This is a genomic window from Lujinxingia vulgaris (genome assembly GCF_007997015.1).
GTDB classification, from domain to species: domain Bacteria; phylum Myxococcota_A; class Bradymonadia; order Bradymonadales; family Bradymonadaceae; genus Lujinxingia; species Lujinxingia vulgaris.
In genome coordinates, this window is the sequence record NZ_VOSM01000002.1 from 116,913 (window position 1) to 133,761 (window position 16,849).

Annotated in this window: 12 protein-coding genes; 7 read left to right on the forward strand and 5 right to left on the reverse strand. The window is 66.6% G+C overall.

The genetic code is table 11. The annotated features are described in order from the left end of the window. The first annotated feature begins 163 nt into the window (after nucleotides 1-163). The 3 genes from FRC98_RS04190 (at nucleotide 164) to FRC98_RS04200 (ending at nucleotide 4,082) form a co-directional block, all read left to right on the forward strand. Nucleotides 164-1,768 (forward strand): serine/threonine-protein kinase, encoded by a 1,605-nt coding sequence (locus FRC98_RS04190; RefSeq protein WP_146980049.1) that lies wholly within the window; start codon nucleotides 164-166, stop codon nucleotides 1,766-1,768. Then, complete coding sequence (locus FRC98_RS04195; protein ID WP_146980050.1) at nucleotides 1,765-2,589, forward strand: tetratricopeptide repeat protein; 825 nt, start codon at nucleotides 1,765-1,767, stop codon at nucleotides 2,587-2,589. The genes FRC98_RS04190 and FRC98_RS04195 overlap by 4 nt, the downstream gene beginning before the upstream one ends. A gap of 437 nt (nucleotides 2,590-3,026) precedes the next feature. Then, on the forward strand, nucleotides 3,027-4,082 hold the full coding sequence (locus FRC98_RS04200) for a penicillin-insensitive murein endopeptidase (protein WP_146980051.1): 1,056 nt from the start codon (nucleotides 3,027-3,029) through the stop codon (nucleotides 4,080-4,082). 27 nt (nucleotides 4,083-4,109) lie between these two features. On the opposite strand, the gene FRC98_RS04205 is transcribed toward FRC98_RS04200, so the two are convergent. From FRC98_RS04205 to FRC98_RS04225, 5 genes are all read right to left on the reverse strand, one after another. After that, nucleotides 4,110-4,745: a DUF3015 family protein gene (locus tag FRC98_RS04205; RefSeq protein ID WP_230467260.1), complete on the reverse strand. Its 636-nt coding sequence runs from the start codon at nucleotides 4,743-4,745 to the stop codon at nucleotides 4,110-4,112. A gap of 280 nt (nucleotides 4,746-5,025) precedes the next feature. Further along, the gene (locus FRC98_RS04210) at nucleotides 5,026-5,940 is read right to left on the reverse strand and encodes a cation diffusion facilitator family transporter (protein WP_230467261.1); all 915 of its coding nucleotides are present in this window, start codon (nucleotides 5,938-5,940) and stop codon (nucleotides 5,026-5,028) included. 68 nt (nucleotides 5,941-6,008) lie between these two features. Continuing rightward, nucleotides 6,009-8,801 (reverse strand): lipoprotein N-acyltransferase Lnb domain-containing protein, encoded by a 2,793-nt coding sequence (locus FRC98_RS04215; RefSeq protein WP_146980053.1) that lies wholly within the window; start codon nucleotides 8,799-8,801, stop codon nucleotides 6,009-6,011. Between the two features lies 1 nt (nucleotide 8,802). Continuing rightward, nucleotides 8,803-11,043: a carboxyvinyltransferase gene (locus FRC98_RS04220; RefSeq protein ID WP_146980054.1), complete on the reverse strand. Its 2,241-nt coding sequence runs from the start codon at nucleotides 11,041-11,043 to the stop codon at nucleotides 8,803-8,805. Between the two features lie 27 nt (nucleotides 11,044-11,070). After that, the gene (locus FRC98_RS04225) at nucleotides 11,071-12,639 is read right to left on the reverse strand and encodes a phospholipase D-like domain-containing protein (protein ID WP_146980055.1); all 1,569 of its coding nucleotides are present in this window, start codon (nucleotides 12,637-12,639) and stop codon (nucleotides 11,071-11,073) included. 259 nt (nucleotides 12,640-12,898) lie between these two features. On the opposite strand from FRC98_RS04225, the gene FRC98_RS04230 reads away from it, so the two are divergent. The 4 genes from FRC98_RS04230 (at nucleotide 12,899) to tsf (ending at nucleotide 16,768) form a co-directional block, all read left to right on the forward strand. Beyond that, nucleotides 12,899-13,363, forward strand: a complete 465-nt coding sequence (locus FRC98_RS04230) for a hypothetical protein (protein WP_146980056.1) — start codon at nucleotides 12,899-12,901, stop codon at nucleotides 13,361-13,363. Between the two features lie 5 nt (nucleotides 13,364-13,368). Then, nucleotides 13,369-14,718 carry a hypothetical protein gene (locus tag FRC98_RS04235; protein ID WP_146980057.1) on the forward strand — a complete coding sequence of 450 codons (1,350 nt, stop codon included), beginning with the start codon at nucleotides 13,369-13,371 and terminating at the stop codon, nucleotides 14,716-14,718. Nucleotides 14,719-14,919: 201 nt separating this feature from the next. Then, nucleotides 14,920-15,756: a 30S ribosomal protein S2 gene (gene rpsB, locus FRC98_RS04240; RefSeq protein WP_146976721.1), complete on the forward strand. Its 837-nt coding sequence runs from the start codon at nucleotides 14,920-14,922 to the stop codon at nucleotides 15,754-15,756. 103 nt (nucleotides 15,757-15,859) lie between these two features. Then, complete coding sequence (tsf, locus tag FRC98_RS04245; protein ID WP_146980058.1) at nucleotides 15,860-16,768, forward strand: translation elongation factor Ts; 909 nt, start codon at nucleotides 15,860-15,862, stop codon at nucleotides 16,766-16,768. Nucleotides 16,769-16,849 lie beyond the last annotated feature (81 nt).

Consider the following 16,849-nt stretch of genomic DNA (forward strand, 5'->3'; position numbering starts at 1 on the left):
CCGAGGGGGTGGTGCCAACCTAACCATAAGGAGGGAGCAGCTACCACAGCGCGCCACAGCGCGACAAGGGGCGCGAGAGGCGCGCGCTTGCCCGCGCGCTCTGGCGAGGGTAGGGTGGGCGCGAGCAGGGAGCCGAAGAAGACGACGAGCGAGCGCGCCGAGTATGGGGCCAGAAGAGCAGCTGTTTGCGGCCGGAGATGTGATAGCGGGCCGCTACCGCATTGAAGAAGAGCTGGGCCGGGGGGCGTACGGCGTGGTGTTTCGTGCGATTCAGCTGGGCATTGGCCGCGCGGTGGCGCTCAAGACCCTTTTGCCCGGCGTGGGCGAAGAGGCCGAGGAGCGCCAGCGTTTTGAGCGCGAGGCGCTGCTGATCAGCCGGCTCAATCACCCCAACATCATCACCCTCTTTGACTACGGGGAGCATGAGGGGGTGAGGTTTATGGTGATGGAGTATGTGGAGGGCAAGAGCCTGGGCGATCTCATTGCCGAGCGCGGGCGCTTGAGCGCGGCTGCGGCGCGGCGCATCGTCGATCAGATGCTCGACGCGCTGCATCTGGCGCACGCGCAGGGGGTGGTCCACCGCGACTTAAAGCCCGAAAACATCCGCATCCTGGCTGGCGAGACGATGGATGGGGAGGGGGTGGAGGTGGTGAAAATTCTCGATTTTGGCATCGCCAAGATCGTGCAGCCCCAGGCGGAGGTTCCCTCGATGCTCGACCGTCTCACCGAGTCGGGCAAAGCGATGGGTACGCCACAATATATGAGCCCGGAGAACATCACCGGCGATCCGGTCACCCATAAGGCGGACCTCTACGCGGTGGGCCTGATTCTCTTTGAGATGCTCGCTGGCGAGGCCGCCTTTAAGGGGAAGACGCCGCGGGAGGTGATGGTCTCGCATGTGCGCGATGACGCGCCGATGTTGCCCGATGAGGAGGAGCTTCGGCCTTTTGCCCGGGCGCTGGCCGCGGCGCTGATCAAACAGCCCGACGATCGGGTGGCGTCCGCCCGGGCGATGCGGGTGATGCTGGAGCAGGACGGCGCCGGGCGACCTTCCGGCGCGTTGCTGGCAGCCGGAGCGGGGGCCGGGGCGGCCGAACGCTCGACGATGCGGGCCCTGGTGGCGGTGGCGCTGGGCGTGGCGGTGGTGGTCGTGTTGATGGCGGTAGCGCTGCTGATGCAGACGCCGGGTGAGACCGGCGTTGAGACCACCTCTGTGGTGGCGGCGTCTGAGCGAGAAGATGGCGCGGAAACACCATCGCCGAACGCGGCGCGCGAAGGCTTTGAGGCCGCCGTGGTGGAGCCGCAGCCCCGGCCGACGCCGGGTGAGGGCGAAGGAGAGGAGGTTGAACCTGCGTCCGAGGTCGATGTCGGTGAGCTTCAAGTACAAAACGTTGAGCAGCGCGCCGACGTTCCTGAACCTCGCGACGATGGGGCCGAGAGCCCCGAGGTTGCTCGTCGAAGCCTGGCGAGCGGGGCGGATGCGTACCACGCTCCATCTCGCGCGCGGCGGGTTCGCGCGCAGCCGGAGCGTGAGGAGTTGACGCGGCTTGTGCGCCTTGTGTCGACACCTCCCGGGGCGCGTGTCTCGGCCAATGGTCAGCCCCTGGGGACGACGCCGCTGAGCTGGGAGGCGCCCCTGGAAGGCGCGGTGCGCTTGAACTTCTCGTTGATCGGGTATCAGGATCAGGAGGTCTCGCTGAGCCCCGAGAGCGCTGAGGATGAGGTTGAGGTCACGCTGCGCCGCGCGCGCCTGGAGTTGATGCCATGAAAAGGTGCAAACTCGCCAATGGCCGCGGCCTGGCTGCTGCGACGGTGGCCGCGGGCCTGCTGATGGTCGCGTTACCGGCGGCGGCGCAGCAGGGCGGGGGCGATCCGCACGACGCGGCGCAGAACGCCGAGGTGCATTATCAGATCGCGATGCGCCTCTTTAATGAGGGGCGCTACCGGGAGTCGGTCGAGGAGTTCGACCAGGCGCTGGCTTTACTCGACGACCCCATCTTCTGGTGCAACCGGGCCGTACCCCTGGTCAAACTCGCCGAGATGGAGCAGGCCGGCGAGAGCTTGAGGCGCTGCCGTGACGGGTTTGAACCGCAGAGTGCGGATTATGCGCAGGTCGACGCACAGCTCAGCGGGCTGACGCTCGTAGCGCGCCGCGTCGAGCCGGCCGCACGCAGCGTCGCGCAGCTCGCCGGGCAACGCCCCCTGGAGGTGGCGCCGGTGATGTTGGACGAGGTTGAGGAGGAAGGCTCCGGCCGTCGGGTGGCCGGCTGGGCGCTGGCCGGCGCCGGGGTGGGGCTTCTGGCGTCGGCCTGGGTGATCGACCTTCGCAGCGCGCCGGTGGTTGAGGAGTTGGCCGAGGCCAGCGCGCAGGGGGCCAGCCGCCAGCGCTACGATGCGCTGCGCAGCGAGGTGGCGCTTCGCCAGCGCGTCTTCTGGTCGCTGGCTGGCGCCGGTGCGGCCGCCACGCTGGTGGGTGGTGGGCTTCTGACCTGGGATCTTCTCGAGGATGACGCCCGCCCCGCCACGCTCAGCCTGAACCCGCAGCTTCAACCGGGGCTGGTCGGAGTGGGGATTCGCTTGTCGCGTTGAGCGCGGTGAGCAACTTCAGGGACATACCAGAAGATGAGGGGGAGGGTTTTGTCGGCTGCGACCTGTCGCGTCGGCAGCGCCGCGCGGCCGGTCAGGCCGCCGCTGTGCTGCACGCGTCTGCGGGGGCAGAGCTGTGGCCCTGTTTGTGGCATCTGCGGCGTCCGTGAGGCGGATCGCTGGCCGGAAAGGCGCCCCTGGTCGAGATGTTGACCCCTCAGGTTAAGATCTGTAAGCTCGCGCGCCGGAAAGGGAATTTCTGACCAGTGATGAATGCCCGGCCTTAGATGTCAGGATGACGCGCCAGGGGAGTCGCCGCCGCGATGCGAGTGGTCGCCGCCGTACCGTTTTGGTCAACGGGCGCGCGGAGGTCGCGATCGCGGCAAGGGTGAGCGCGCGCGTCCGGACGAAGGCCGAGAGCAATGCCATGGGATGATTCTATGAGTTCGAACGCGACCGGGACGAAGTTCAAGTCGTGGGTGGGATGCAAGGCGCTGTTGGCGATGATGATCGGGGTGGCAGTGATGCTGGGGGCGGCTCCGGCGATGGCGCAGAGTCAGGCCTCGGTATCGGCCATGCTCCGGGGCACCATGCTGGGCATCGGGCCCTCGCCGGTGGCCAGCATGATCAACCCGCAGCAGGATGAGTGGCTCGACGATGAGGAGATTCAGGCCTGGCTCTGGCCTACACCGGTGGAGCGCGCCTGGCCTATGGATGAAGAAGGGCGGCCGGTGGTCGAGACGCGCCGGCGCGACGTCTTCTTTCATGAGGTGGGACCGCGCGACACCCTCTCCCGCATTCGCTCAATGTACCGCGTCACCACGGCGATGCTCGAAGAGATGAACCCGGAGCTCGACCTGCGCGATCTGCAGGTGGGCCAGCAGGTCAAAGTCTGGGAGCTCGACACCTCAAGCTGGGCGCGAAGTGTGGGGCGCTCCAACAGTGGGCGCTTGATCGGTGGGGAGCCGATGCCGCCTGGCGAGAGCTATATTTTGCTCTATCCGCACCGCGCCTTTGGTACCTATTACGCCGTCAGTGAGACGGTGCGCGTGCTCGACGCCTACTACCAGACCTTCCAGGATGCGCCGCCGCTGATTGTGGGCGATATGAGCTTTCGCACCGGTCGGGCCATCAACCCGCACCGCTCCCACCGTAGCGGGCGAGATGTGGATGTGACGCTGCCGCGCCTGGTGGAGCCTCCCAACTACAATCGTTTTCATTACATCCGCCGCGATCATCTCGACGCGCAGCGCACGCTCTGGATGGTGTTGAAGCTGCTCGAAGGGGGGCTGGTCGAGCACATCTTTTTGGACTGGTACCATCAGCGCACGCTCTACCGGCTGGCGCGCGACCAGGGCGCGCCCGAGGCGTGGCTGCGGGAGGTCTTTCAGTACCCGCGGCGCGGCGGGTCCGGGATTGTGCGGCATGAGCCCGGGCATCGAAAGCACCTGCACGTGCGCTACCGCTGCCAGCAGACCGACCGCTGGTGCGGCTGAGTGACCGCTCGCTCTAAAGTGGGGGGATTAGCCGGCGTAGGCGCCGGTGATCAGGGCGGTGGCCAGCTGCTGGTCGTGGCTGAGCGCCTCAGCGAGCGCGCGTAGAAAAGCGCGGGTCTCCTCGGCATCGATCGCGCGGGGATCGTTGAGGTGTTCCACCAGCGTGTGCCGCGCCTGGCGGGTGGCCTCGGCGAAGTCGGCGTAGTGGGCGGCGGGCACGCCGCAGAGGTGCGCCAGATCTTCGAGGGCGTCGCCGGCGCCGCGAGCGATGTGGTGGCGAAGCGCGTGCCCGTTGGAGCGCAGGTAGAGCTCGGCGCTGAGCTCATTGACGGCAAAGATCGTCAGCAGCACCGAACCCACGGTTGAGGCTGTGGCGGTGCCCAGCGCGGCGCTGGCGATGAGGGCGTTGGCGGTGTCGTTGCTCTCATCGACAGGTTCTTCAGGCGGCGGGTCTTGCTGCTCAGACGACGCCGAACTCTCGCTATTGGAACTTCCTTCGGAGGCTTCGGTGGAGTCGGTGGAACCGCCGGAGGTGCCTTCGCTGGCCGCCGAGGAGTCGGCGCTGCCGGCGGACGACTGGCCGCTTCCGGCCGACGAACCCTCGGAGCCGGCCGAGCTGTTGCCGGAGTCGCTGGCCGCGCCGTTGGCGCTGCTGGCAGACACGGGATGGGCTCCGTTGCCAACGCCGCTCGACGTGGAATGCGCCAGCGCCGGAGGCGAACACAAAAGCAGCCATGCCACGCTGAGAAGGCCCACCCGGGTGCGCGTCGTTGCCATCGTCGCCTCCATACAGAAGAGAAGTTCACCTCTGAGACTGCCAGAGCTTCAGCGGGCACGCAACGCTTGCGACAGGCGTTAACATGGCGCGGAAGCCGATGTTATGCGGTGATCGCCGAGGTGTGCAGCGCCCGAGTGAGGCTGTTAAGGCGTCTGGCCACCCGCGCTAACACGCCACGTCGGGGCCCGGTGCGTCGGGGGTTCGGCACTCGATGGTGGCGTGATTGACCTGAAAGCGCTCGCGCAGCTCGCGGCGCAGGGCGTCAGTTAAAGCGGTGGCGTCGGCCAGGGCGTCGATGCGGGTTTTGAGCACCACGCTTACAATGGCCTGACCGTCGTCGAGCCCCCAGGCGTGCATGTCGTGGATGGCGACGACGTCGGGGTGGGCCAGAAGCGTCGCCTTGAGGGCGGCGATGTCGAGGCCGGCCGGGGCGCGCTGCAGCAGGATGCGCACCGTGTCGCGCAGCAGCGGCCAGCTCCCGAGAAGGATCAGGAGCGCGATGACCAGGCTGGCTACCGGGTCGGCCACGGCGAGTCCGAAGTAACCCACGGCGATGGCCGAGACGATCGCCGCGACTGAGCCCAGCGCATCGGAGAGAAGGTGCAGCATGGCGCCGCGGGTGTTCACCGACTGGTCGCGACTTTTTGCCAGGTACCAGGCGCTTCCCAGGTTGACGCCCAGACCGGCCACCCCGGTCCAGAAGACGGCCGTCGCCTCCATGGCGGGCGGAGCCTGCAGGCGCTCTACGGCCTCAATGCTGATGAAGACGACGATGACAATGAGCCCGATGGCGTTGATCAAACCGCCCAACACCGGCGCGCGCTTTAACCCGAAGGTGTAGGCCGCCGAGGGGGCCTGGCTGGCGAGTTTGATGGCGAGCAGGGCGACCAGCAGCGCGCCCACGTCGGAGACCATGTGGCCGGCGTCGGAGAGCAGCGCGAGTGAGTTGGTCCAGAACCCGACGACGGTCTCAAGGAGCAGGAAGGCCGCGTTTAGGGCGATGGCCACAACGAGCGCGCGGGCCGGCGTGGGACCTCCGTGATCGTGGTGCGAGTCGTGATGATGGTGGTGGGCGCTCATGATCATCCTCAAGATGGCGTCGGGTGAGACGAGGCGGCGTCAACGTCGTGCGGAGGGTGTGCAGCGGGCTAGAAAGCGTCGCGCACAAGCTCCAGTCGAAGCCCGAACTCCAGGTCGGTGCGCTCGGAGCCGGCGGCGAACGCGCCGGAGACGTACTCCAGCTTGCTATAAGGCTGGAAGAGCATCGCGTGCGGGCCCAGAGCCAGCGTTAAGGTGACGCCCAGACGCGCGCTAAGGTTACGCTCGGAGTGCAGATTGAGGATGTTGAAGAGCTCGGCGTGGCGCACGCGCACATCGAGGGCGTTGGCGTAGTAGCCGCCCAGATGGGCGCGGGCCAGCAGGTAGGCCTGGCCTCCGGCCAGGCCGGCGGTCTCGGTGCGGCCGACGTTGAGGTCGAGCGCCGGTCCCGCCCCCAGCGCGAGCAGTGAGGTGCCGGAGTCGGAGCGGGCGATCGGCAACACCAGCCCGAAGAAGCCGTGGGCGCGCATCGGGAGTTCGCCGGCGATATGGCGCGCATCGAGCTCCAGCGCCCAGCCAAAGCGGTCGGTGAAGCCGCGCCGGGAGCCGGCCCGCGGCGTGGCGATGCTGATGTAGCGAAAGAGGGTAAAGTCGAGCTCCAGGTTCTGAAGTGCGTCGGCGGTGAGCGGGGCGCTGGCGCGCAGACCCAGCGCGGTGGCCTCCACCTCGGGGCGATGGCCGTGAAGGCGGCGCTCGCCAAGGTGATCGTCGAGCAACGCCCAGTCCAGGTGCAACCTCGGCGCGCTGGTGGGGGGCAGAGCCTGGCCGTCGGCGCTCAGGGTTACCCCCCAGCGTCCGGCGTTGGAGGTCCGCAGGGAGCGCTCGCTGCGCTCGACCTGGGTCGTGGCAAAACGCGCCTCGCGCTCACGCAGCGCCGCGCGCGGGTTATAAAGATCGCGCACCACCAGCCAGTCGATGAGCTCACCCTGGGCCTGGCTGGCGGCGTGGTGGGCGTCGAGCAAGAGCGCGTGCCAGTCCAGCGCGCGCTCTTCCGCGCGTGTGGGATCTTCGCGGGGAGCGCGGCGCAGATGCTCCTGAACCGCGTCGAGAAACTCGTTGCGCTGACGCGCTCGCAGCCCGGCGCGCTCATGGCGGTAAAGCTCTCGCCGCAGCGCCAGAATCTCGGCAGCGCTAAAGCGCAGAGGTTCAAGCTGGGCGCGCTCTTCAAACTCTAAGAGCGTCGCTTCCACCAGCTGCAACTCCGAGGTCTCCAGGGCGATGAAGGCGTCGTAGAGCCCGGCGGCTTCATCGGCCAGCTCGGGCGCCCGGGAGATGAGCGCCTCGAGAGGAGAGAGCAGGTCGTCGTAGCGGCCCGCGCGAAGATCGGGGGGACCGCGGCGCAGCGCATCAATCACCACCGCGAGCTCTTCGGGCGCGGCCGGGTGCATTACGAAGCGCGCGGCGATCGCCTCAATGCGCTCGCTTGCCAGGATGGCCCGCTCCTCAGCGCTGAGCACGTCGGCGTCGGGCTTACTCAGGAGCGGCTCGCCAGTGTCGGTGGTGACGCCGGCCAGGATGTCGAGCACCTCGGTGGGCATCGCAAAGACCTTGCGCGGCAGGGGCTCCTCCCGGTCGAGGGCCGGGCCGATAAGATCGATCAGAAACGACGCGCAGTTATGCGTGGTGAAGAAGTAGGGGTAGGCAAAACGCCGCTCCACCTCCCAGATGCGCTCCAGGAGCTGGCGGGTCTGCTGCTTGCTGAGCGCGAGCGGGTAGCGCCGAAGCGTGCGCTGCTCCAGCTGCAGGTAGGTGCGGTCGATGCCCCGGAAGGTCGAGAGGTCGAAGACGGCCAGAAACCCGCCGGCCATGCCTTCGAGCACAAAGCGCAAGGGGTGAATGTCGGAGTCGGTCACCGCCCCGAATTGATAGACATACTCAAAGCCCTGGCTGCGGAAGAGCTCGGCGGAGCGATGTCTCACGTGGATCAATAAATGGCCGAAGAGCGACTCGGGCCGATCGGTGCGCTCGGCGGCAAAGAGCACGTCGACGCCCATCAGGTTGTCGACGTCGGCCCAGCGCTCAAAGGCGGGGCAGTCGTAGGTGGCCGGATCATCGGCGCGCCAGGTGCCCTGCCGCCACTGCGGGTCGAGGTCGTCGAAGAAGTCGGCCAGCACCCGGTTGCGGGTGAACTCCTGGCAGCTAAATGTCAGATCGGGGGAGTAGACCGGGGTGCCCAGCTGCGGGTCGAGCTCGATGAGATCTTCTTCGCGAAAGAAAAAAGCCTCGGCGCTGGTCACGAAGTCGAGGTGGGCGGAGCCTTTGCCCAGGGGGCGCAGGTAGCCGTGGAGGTCGCGGTTGCGTGGGCGGGCGCCGGCATCATCCCAGCCGTTGATGGAGCGCCAGCGGTAGGTTTGACTCAACGCGTGGGCCTTGTCGGCACGCGCGACCAGCGCGTGGGCGATTGCGCGCTGGCGCCAGAGGCGCTGGCGAGCCGGTCGCGTCAGCGCGCGCTGGCGATCCAGCGGGCCGTCGGTCTCCATCAAGACCATGTCGTAAATATAAAAAGTGCGGCCGTCTTCGGAGAAGGTCGGGCAGGCCTCCGTGTAGCGGCCGATGCCGAAGAGGCAGGGGCGAGTACGGCGTTGCAGGTACAGGGGCTCGGAGGCATCGGGGCGAAGCACCGCCGGGATGTGAGCGGCGGCCTGCGCCAGCATATCGAGCTCGCCGGGCAGCCAGGGCCCGGGCTCGGCGAAGATGTGGGAGGACGCCAGCGCCTCAACCGCCCGGGGCGCGTCATCTGGCCAGGAGGCGGGCTCCCGCGGCGGTGGCGCGCTGGCGCAGGCCACGTGTAAAAGCGCGCCCAGCGTCAGCAGGGCCAGAAGCGGGAGGGTAGAACGCGACATCTCAGTCCAGAGGGGGGAGCGACATATGGGCCTGTGTGATGATGCCCGTTCGGCGCGCCTGACGCCACAGGCCGGGATAGGACTTGGTGACGCAGCCGGCCTGAGTAAGTGTCAGCGCCTCGGTGTTCACAAGCGCGAGCGCGCACATCGAGAGGCGATGATCGCCGTGGGTCTCAAATCGCGCGTCTCGGGCGGGCTCGCCGGCCTGCGGCCCCACTTCAAAGCCGTCTTCGGTGGGCGAGATGGTCAGCCCCACGGCGGCCATCGCGTCGGCCAGGGCGTCGATGCGGTTGCTCTCTTTATGGCGAAGATGCGCCGCGCCAGAGATGCGAACGCCCACAGGCAGGCGCGCGGCAAGAGCCGCGAGGACGGGCGCGAGGTCGGGAGCGTCGGAAAGATCGACGTCGATGATGTCGCCCGCAGGGTGCTTTTTGAGCGTCTGCGCAAGCGCTGCAAAACGGGCGTCGGGATGATCTTCGCCCGCGGGCTCCGGAGGCGAAAAGCCTCTGAGGAGCGCATGGATTGCGTGCCAGACGACCGCCGCGCTGGCGTCGCGCGAAAGCTCCAGTCGCACTGGCTCGGCTATTGTGGGGCCCGGGCTGAGGCGCAGCTCGCCAGGGCTGAGCTCGTCGATCTGAACGCCGACCTGCCGCAACGCGTCCAGCGTAAGATCGAAGTAGGTCTGGCTGGGCCAGGGTTTGGGGCCGGTGCGCTCGAGCACAAAGGTGTGGCCGGCGGCGGCCAGAAGCGCCAACGCCGAGCCATACTGCGACGAGGGCGCCGCCGCCACCCGAAGGCGCTCCGGGTGGGTCTGCCACCCGCGCACCTCAAAGCCATCGTCGGTCGCCCGGATCTGCGCGCCCCCCTCCACCAGCGCGTCGATGAGCGGCTGGTGGGGGCGCTGCAAGAGCCCTGGCGCAAAGCGCAGGCGCGTGATGCCCGGGCGCGTGGCGGCCGCCGCCAGCGCAAAGCGTCCGCCGGTGGCTCCTTCACCCAGGTAGAGGTCGAGCTCGGTGTGGGCGTCTTCGGCCATCGCCTCAAGCGCGGCCGCGGTCAGGCGCACATCATCGGGGGGCGTCGCATCGACGGTGTCGAAATCGACCGGGGCGTGGCGCAACGCCTGGATCACGGCAAAGCGCTGCGCCCGCGACTTATCCACCGGAAGGCGCGGCATGTGGCCTGTGGGCTCGCCGAGCCAGATTGTGAGCTCGCGTTTTTGCCAGACTTCATAAACCTCGATGAGCGCCTCCCACCACTGCTCGGCGTCCCAGGCGGTGGTCAGCTCGGGGCGCCCGGGGCCGCGCAGTCCGATGGAGATGAGGCGGCCCTCGCGGCGCTTCTTGTCACCGCGCAACTTCGCCACAAAACGCGTGCGGGTGGCGTCGTCGAACGAAAAGGGGAGGGGGCGCAGCAGCGGGTCGAGGTGCGCCAGCAGACGGGTGGCCTGGGCGCGCTCCAGCCCCAGGTCGCGGTGGCTTAAGAGGGCGCAGGCCGCCATCCCCCAGGCCACGGCCGGGCCGTGGGCAAGCCCTCCGAACGCCTCGATGCCGTGGCCGGCGGTATGCCCCAGATTCAAAAAGGTGCGAATCCCGCGCTGCTCCCGCGGATCTTCGCTGACAATGCGAAGTTTCAGCGCGATGGCCTGCTCGATCACCTCATCAAGCATCGAGCCCGCTTCGCTCACCGGGGCGGCCAGCAACTTCTGGAGGGTGGCGGGATCGTCGAAATGCGCCAGCGCCGGCGCATCGTCGAGCCACAGCGCTTTGAGCGCCTCCACCATCCCGGCCTCCCGCTCATCGAGGGGAAGTGAAGCCAGGAGCTCGCGGCAGATCACCACCCGCGACGCCACATAAAAACTACCCAGCTGGTTTTTATGTTCGCCGAGGTTCAGAGCCGTCTTTCCGCCGTGGGCCGAGTCCACCATCGCCAGCAGCGTGGAGGGCACATGCCAGAGCTCCACGCCGCGCCAGAGCACGCTGGCCAGAAACCCCACCGCGTCGCCCAGCGAGCCGCCGCCCACGCCGATAAGGACCATCGGGCGCGTGGAGCGACGCGCAAGCACCGCCTCGGCAAGCTCTCCCAGGCGCGCCAGGGTCTTTAAGCCCTCACCGGCCTCCACCACGATGGGCTCGGGCAGCTGTGTGAGCACGTCGGCCGGGAGGTTGGCGTCGGCGATGACCACGCTGTGGTCGGGAAAGGCAAGATCGCGAAGCGACGAGACGACATCAAGGGTGGGGAGCATCGGCAAAAACACCTGGGAAGGTACGACTTAAAGCAGCGGGCTGAGCAGGCGCGCAAAGCCCTCAAGGAGGCGAGTGCGGTAGGGACGCGTGCGGTGGGCGTCGAGCTCAATCTCGGTGGAGCGGCTCTGGGTTTCAAGGAAAAGTCGGCACATCTGGCGGTTGAGCGGGTGGCTGTCCAGCACGCAGTTCGCCTCGAAGTTGAGCCGAAAGCTGCGGATGTCCATGTTGGCGCTCCCCATAAAGACGTGGTCGCGGTCGTGGACGATGAGCTTGGCGTGCAATACCCGGTCGCGGTACTCGAAGATGCGCACGCCCACCTCCAGAAGTCCCTCCCAGTAGGAGCGGCCGGCGTGCTGGGTAATGGGCACGTCGCTCTGCTGGGGCACGATGATGCGCACGTCGACCCCGCGCATCGAGGCGGTCTGCAACGCGGCCATAATCGCGCTGTCGGGCACGAAGTAGGGCGTGATCAGGTAGAGGCGTTCGGTGGCCGAGGTGATGGCCAGAAAGAACATCTTGTGAATCGTATCCAGGGTGTCGTCCGGGCCGCTGGCGACGACGCGGGCGACGGTGGGGATGGCGCGAGGTTCGGGTTCGGGTGCGCTCTCGGACGTAGTCTGGCCCTCCGGATCGTCCTCGGCTTCGGTCGCAATGCCGGAGGGGGCGTGGCTGGAAAGTCCACTGAAATAGCGCTCTTCAGCGAGGTCTTCGCCGGTGGCAAAGTGCCAGTCTTCGGCAAAAACCTCCTGGAGCTGGTAGACGACCGGGCCGCGCAGCTCGACGGCCATATCGAACCAGTCGAGGTAGTCGTCGGCGATGTTGACCCCGCCGGTAAAACCCACCTCCCCGTCGATGATGAGCAGCTTGCGGTGGTTGCGGAAGTTGACGCGCAGGCGGCGCTCTAAAAGGCGCACCGGCAGGAAGGGGGCGGCGCTGGCGCCGGCGTCAAGGAGCGGCTTGATGAACTGGCGGCGGATGCTTGAGGAGCCGATGGCGTCGTAGAGGATGCGCACCTCCACGCCGGCGCGGGCGCGCTCGGCCAGAAGATCGCGGAAACGCTCACCGGTGTGGTCTTCGCGCCAGATGAAGAACTCGAAATGAATGTGGTCTTTGGCCGCCCGGATGGCGTCCTCAAAGGCGTCGAACGCCACCGCCGAGGTGGGCAGGGGGCGGGCGAGGTTGTCGCGGGTCGGCGGGAAGATCCCGTGCTCATCGTGAAGGACCAGGTTTCGGGCCGGGGAGACCGCGGAGAGCGGGCTGAGGGGGCTGTCGGCGGCGATCTTTGCCTCGTCGTCGGAGCCCCGGGCCAGGTCATGAAAGGATCGCGAGATGCGCGCCTGGGCGCGCGAGCGTCGTCGTTTTCGCCGCCGCATATGGTTGCGACCGATGATCCACCAGAGCGCCGCGCCGATAAAAGGCATCGCCAGAAGCGTCAGGATCCAGGCCAGCGCGGCCATCGGGCGTGTGCCCCGCTGCAGAAGTACGGTGGGAATGAAGGCGATCCCCAGCACACGACCGCTCCAGGCGACGGTCGTCCACCAGGTCCAGTTCCACTCGAAGGTCGCGGGATCAAAGCCGGGAAAAAATTCGAACATGGCTCGCCGCCGCAGGCAGGGGGTTAAGGTTTGGCCGGGTCTGAGCACGGGGAATGAAGCGCTTGTGGCACGGCCCGCCGCGGCGCGCAACCCACAGCGCACGTGTGAAGTTTGCACGGCGCGGCTGCGGTTGCCGCTTATGCGGGTGTCGCGCTAAGTTCGTGCGGTCGGACACAACAGTGGCGGAGCGCACCGGAGCAGAGGTTTCGGGCGGCGACCGCCGGCGCAGGCCACGTCGATTGAGGATGGTGAGGTGTTTATGTCGAAGCCCGGATACCACGACCGCACCAACGCGCCCATTGAGTGTCCGCTCAAAAAGAGTGTGATCGCCTGGGCGCGCTGCAAGGAGTATCGCAGTGAATATAAGTGCCTCTGCAAAGAGGCCCGCGATCGTTTGCGCATTAAGGGGGAAGGCAAAGAGGCGTTTGAAGAGAAGTTGCGCGAGATTCGTCGACCCATCCCCGACGAGCCCCAGGGCTGGTCAGTGGAGAGGCAGACGCGTTTTTATCTGATCCACGACGAGCACGGTGAGCTCGTACACCGCGCCACCAATCAGGCTGAGTGCGCCCATTTCCTGGAGCTCGCCGCCCGCGCCCGCGCCCTCGAAGAAGAAAATGAGCGGCTGTGGGCGCTGCTCGAAGAGGAACTTCTGGGCCAGGACAACCCCTGGGACCAGGTTGATGAGATGCTGACCGAAGACTCGGCGGCGTACGAAGAGGAGTAGGTTGTATGAAGATGGATGGATGGAAGTTAAAGGCGGGCGGCGCGGCCGCCGGGCTGGGCGCGATGGTAGCGGCCACCCTTGCGTTGGGAACATCGACGGGCTGTGAAGCGCTCAGCGCGAGCTGCTCTCAGGTCGAGGGCGAGTATGAGGAGGCGGTGCGCGCCGAAGGCGCGCTGGGCGAGCTCGATCCGCAGGGGGCTCCGCAGATCGCAATGGCGCTGCGCATGGACATGGTCAACGACCTGGCCAACCGCGTGCTCTCCACGGTACTTACCGAGACGCTGAATTTTCAGGGCACGATCCCGGTCAGCGGCACGCAGGGGCTGGACTTCAGCGTGCAGCGCCCCAGCCTGGCGGTGGAGCTTGAGGCCTCGAACGCCTGCGATACCTGCGTGCGCATGAAGGGGGACTGGGGCGGCAACTTCGGCGTGGACATCCCCGTGATCGGGCGCCAGTCCAGCGCGCTCAACGGCAGCGTCGACTGGACCGTTCCCCTCAGCGTGGAGCGCGACGCCAATGGCGAGGTCGCCATCTACTTCGATTCGCCGGCCGCAGTGCGCCTGGGCGCGCCGCGCATCACCGGCAGCATCGCGGCGTTGCCCTCCAGCTGGGCGAGCACGCTGGAGCCGGCGCTGATGAACCTTGTGCAAGAGCGCCTGGCCGATCAGGTGCCGAAGGTGCGCATTGCCGGCTACGCGATGCCCAACTTCGGGGTGGCCGGGCTGGAGTTTACGCCTTCGGTCTTCAAGCTCGACAACCGCTCCAACGCGCTGATTCTGGGCATTCGCACCAACCTCGATGCGCCCGGCTCCGAGGCCGCCGCGCTGGGCTCGGCCTTACAGCTTGGCGAGGGCCAGAACGTGGCGCTGGGCGTGCAGCCCGGACTTATCGTGGAAGGTGTGCGCCTGGCGATGCGCGAAGGCAAGGTGGCGCGCCGCTACACCCTGGCCGGCAATGAGTCCGAAGACGGTCCGACCTACGCCACCATCGACAACCTGCAGGTGGGAAGCGCCGCGGGCAACGCTGTGCCGCTGGGGCTGAACTTCCGCCTCTTTAACCACGGCGCCGACTGGGGCTGCTTCTCAATGGACGGGCGCGCGGTCTCAGCGCTCAAGGTCGATGAGGGGCGCGTCTCACTCGATCTTGAGAAAGTTGAGTTTACCGGCTCGCGCATCGCCGATGCGGCCAACTGGGGGGCGGCGCAGTTTGTGACCCGCACCCAGGGGCTCTTGAGCGCAGCGCTGAACGACAACGTCGTGGTCGGCAACGAGCTCGGTGTGAGCCTGCGCAGCGATCAGATCAGCGCCGGCGCCGGCATGCTTGTCCTCAAAGGGCAGGGCGCGACCACCGAATAATCACGCTTCAGGATCCGAGGCCGGCCCGGGGTTAACCCGGGCTTGCCCACCCCAAAACCCTGTGTTAAGGGGGGCGTCAAATCCGCACGCCTTCGGACGAAGGCCCCAGGTGCCCCGGTGCGCGAGGTCGCGTTAACCGGGGTGGGTGCCGACGGATGATGAAGGCGGAAGACCAACAAATTCCTCATCAGGAGCAACACCATGAACCAAGTCACGATGCGAGATCTGCTGGAGGCCGGCGTCCACTTCGGTCACCAGACCAACCGTTGGAACCCCAAAATGCGCCCCTTCATCTTCGGTGAGCGCAACGGCATCCACATCATCGACCTGAGCCAGACGGTTCGCATGTTCGCCGACGCCTACGACTTCGTCGCCAAGGTGGCGTCGAAGGGCGAGACGATCATGTTCGTCGGTACCAAGAAGCAGGCTCAGGATGCCATCCGCGAGCAGGCCGAGCGCGCCGGTCAGTTCTACGTGATCAACCGCTGGCTCGGCGGCACGATGACCAACTTCCAGACGATCCGCAACAGCATCAACCGCCTCAAAGAGCTCGACAAGATGTCGCGCGACGGCTCCTACGCCAAGTACACCAAGAAAGAAGTCTTGATGTTCGAGCGTGAGAAAGAGCGTCTTGAGAACAACGTCGGCGGTATCCGTGACATGAACGGCGTGCCCGGCGCCCTCTTCATCATCGATCCGAAGAAAGAAGAGAACGCCGTCAAGGAAGCCAAGAAGCTCGGCATCCCGGTTGTGGCCGTCTGCGACAGCAACTGCGACCCGCGTGAGATCGACTACCCGATCCCCGGCAACGATGACGCCATCCGCGCCATCCGCCTCTTCGCCAGCGCGATCGCGGAAGCCTGCCTGGAAGGCTCCAAGTCCGCCAGCCAGCGTCGCGAGCAGAGCGCCCGTGAAGCGGCCAAAGAGTCGGCCGACTTCAACGCCCCGCAGAAGGGCAAGGCTGCTGAAGTTGAAGTTCAGCGCGTGAGCCGCCCCGAGAAGTCCGAAGGCGACAGCGGCGAAGCCAAAGCCGAGTAAGACTAAAGGTCACACGCATAACGCGCACTGCAGTTCGGGATTGTTTGAGCTAAGTGCGCGTTTTTTATAAGAAATTAGCACCTATACGAGCGAAGGAGCGAAGATGTCGATTTCTGCCCAGGAAGTCAAAAAGCTGCGCGAGATGAGCGGCGCCGGCATGATGGACTGCAAAAAAGCCCTCCAGGAGACCAACGGTGACCTGGAAGAAGCCCTGCTCTACCTGCAGAAGAAGGGCTCGGCGGCTGCCGCCAAGAAGGCCTCGCGCACCGCGGCCGAAGGCCGGGTTCAGATCTGGACCAACGACGATTTCACCGAAGCGGTGATGGTCGAAGTCAACTGCGAGACCGACTTTGTGTCGCGCAACGAAAACTTCCACGCCTTTGTGGAGCGCATCGCCACGACCATCGGTGAGTCCGGTGTGGAGTCGGTGGAGGCCCTTCAGGATGTCACCATCGCCGGTGGCGAGAAGAGCGTGGCGGACTACACCACCGAGCAGATCGCCACGATCGGTGAGAACATCAAGGTTCGCCGTTTTGTGCGCTACAAGGTCGACGCGGGCGTGGTCGGTCCCTACACCCACGCCGGCGACCAGCTCGGCGTGCTCGTGCAGCTCGACGCGGCCGAAGGTGCCGACAAAGAGGCGCTCGTCGATGTGGCCCGCGACGTGGCGATGCACATCGCGGCGATGAAGCCCGGCTACCTTCACGATTCGGACATCCCCGCCGAAGACGAAGCGGCCCACAAAGAGATCCTCGCCGCCCGCGCTGCCGAGACCGGCAAGCCGGCCGAGATCATCGAGCGCATGCTCAGCGGTCAGATCAAGAAGTGGCGCGCTGAGTCCGTGCTTGTGAGCCAGGCCTTCGTGAAGGACTCCGACAAGACCGTCGGTGAGTTCGTCAAGGCGGCCGGTGCCTCCATCGCCTCGTTCGTGCGCTTCGAGGTGGGTGAGGGCATCACCAAAGAAGAGAAGAGTCTGAGCGAAGAAGTCGCCGAGCAGCTGCGCGGCTCCTGATGCGAAGAGGGCGCCCGCCGGGCGCCCTTTTTTTTGCCCGCAGAGCGCCCATATTTCGGGGGCTGTACCATCCGCGCAAAA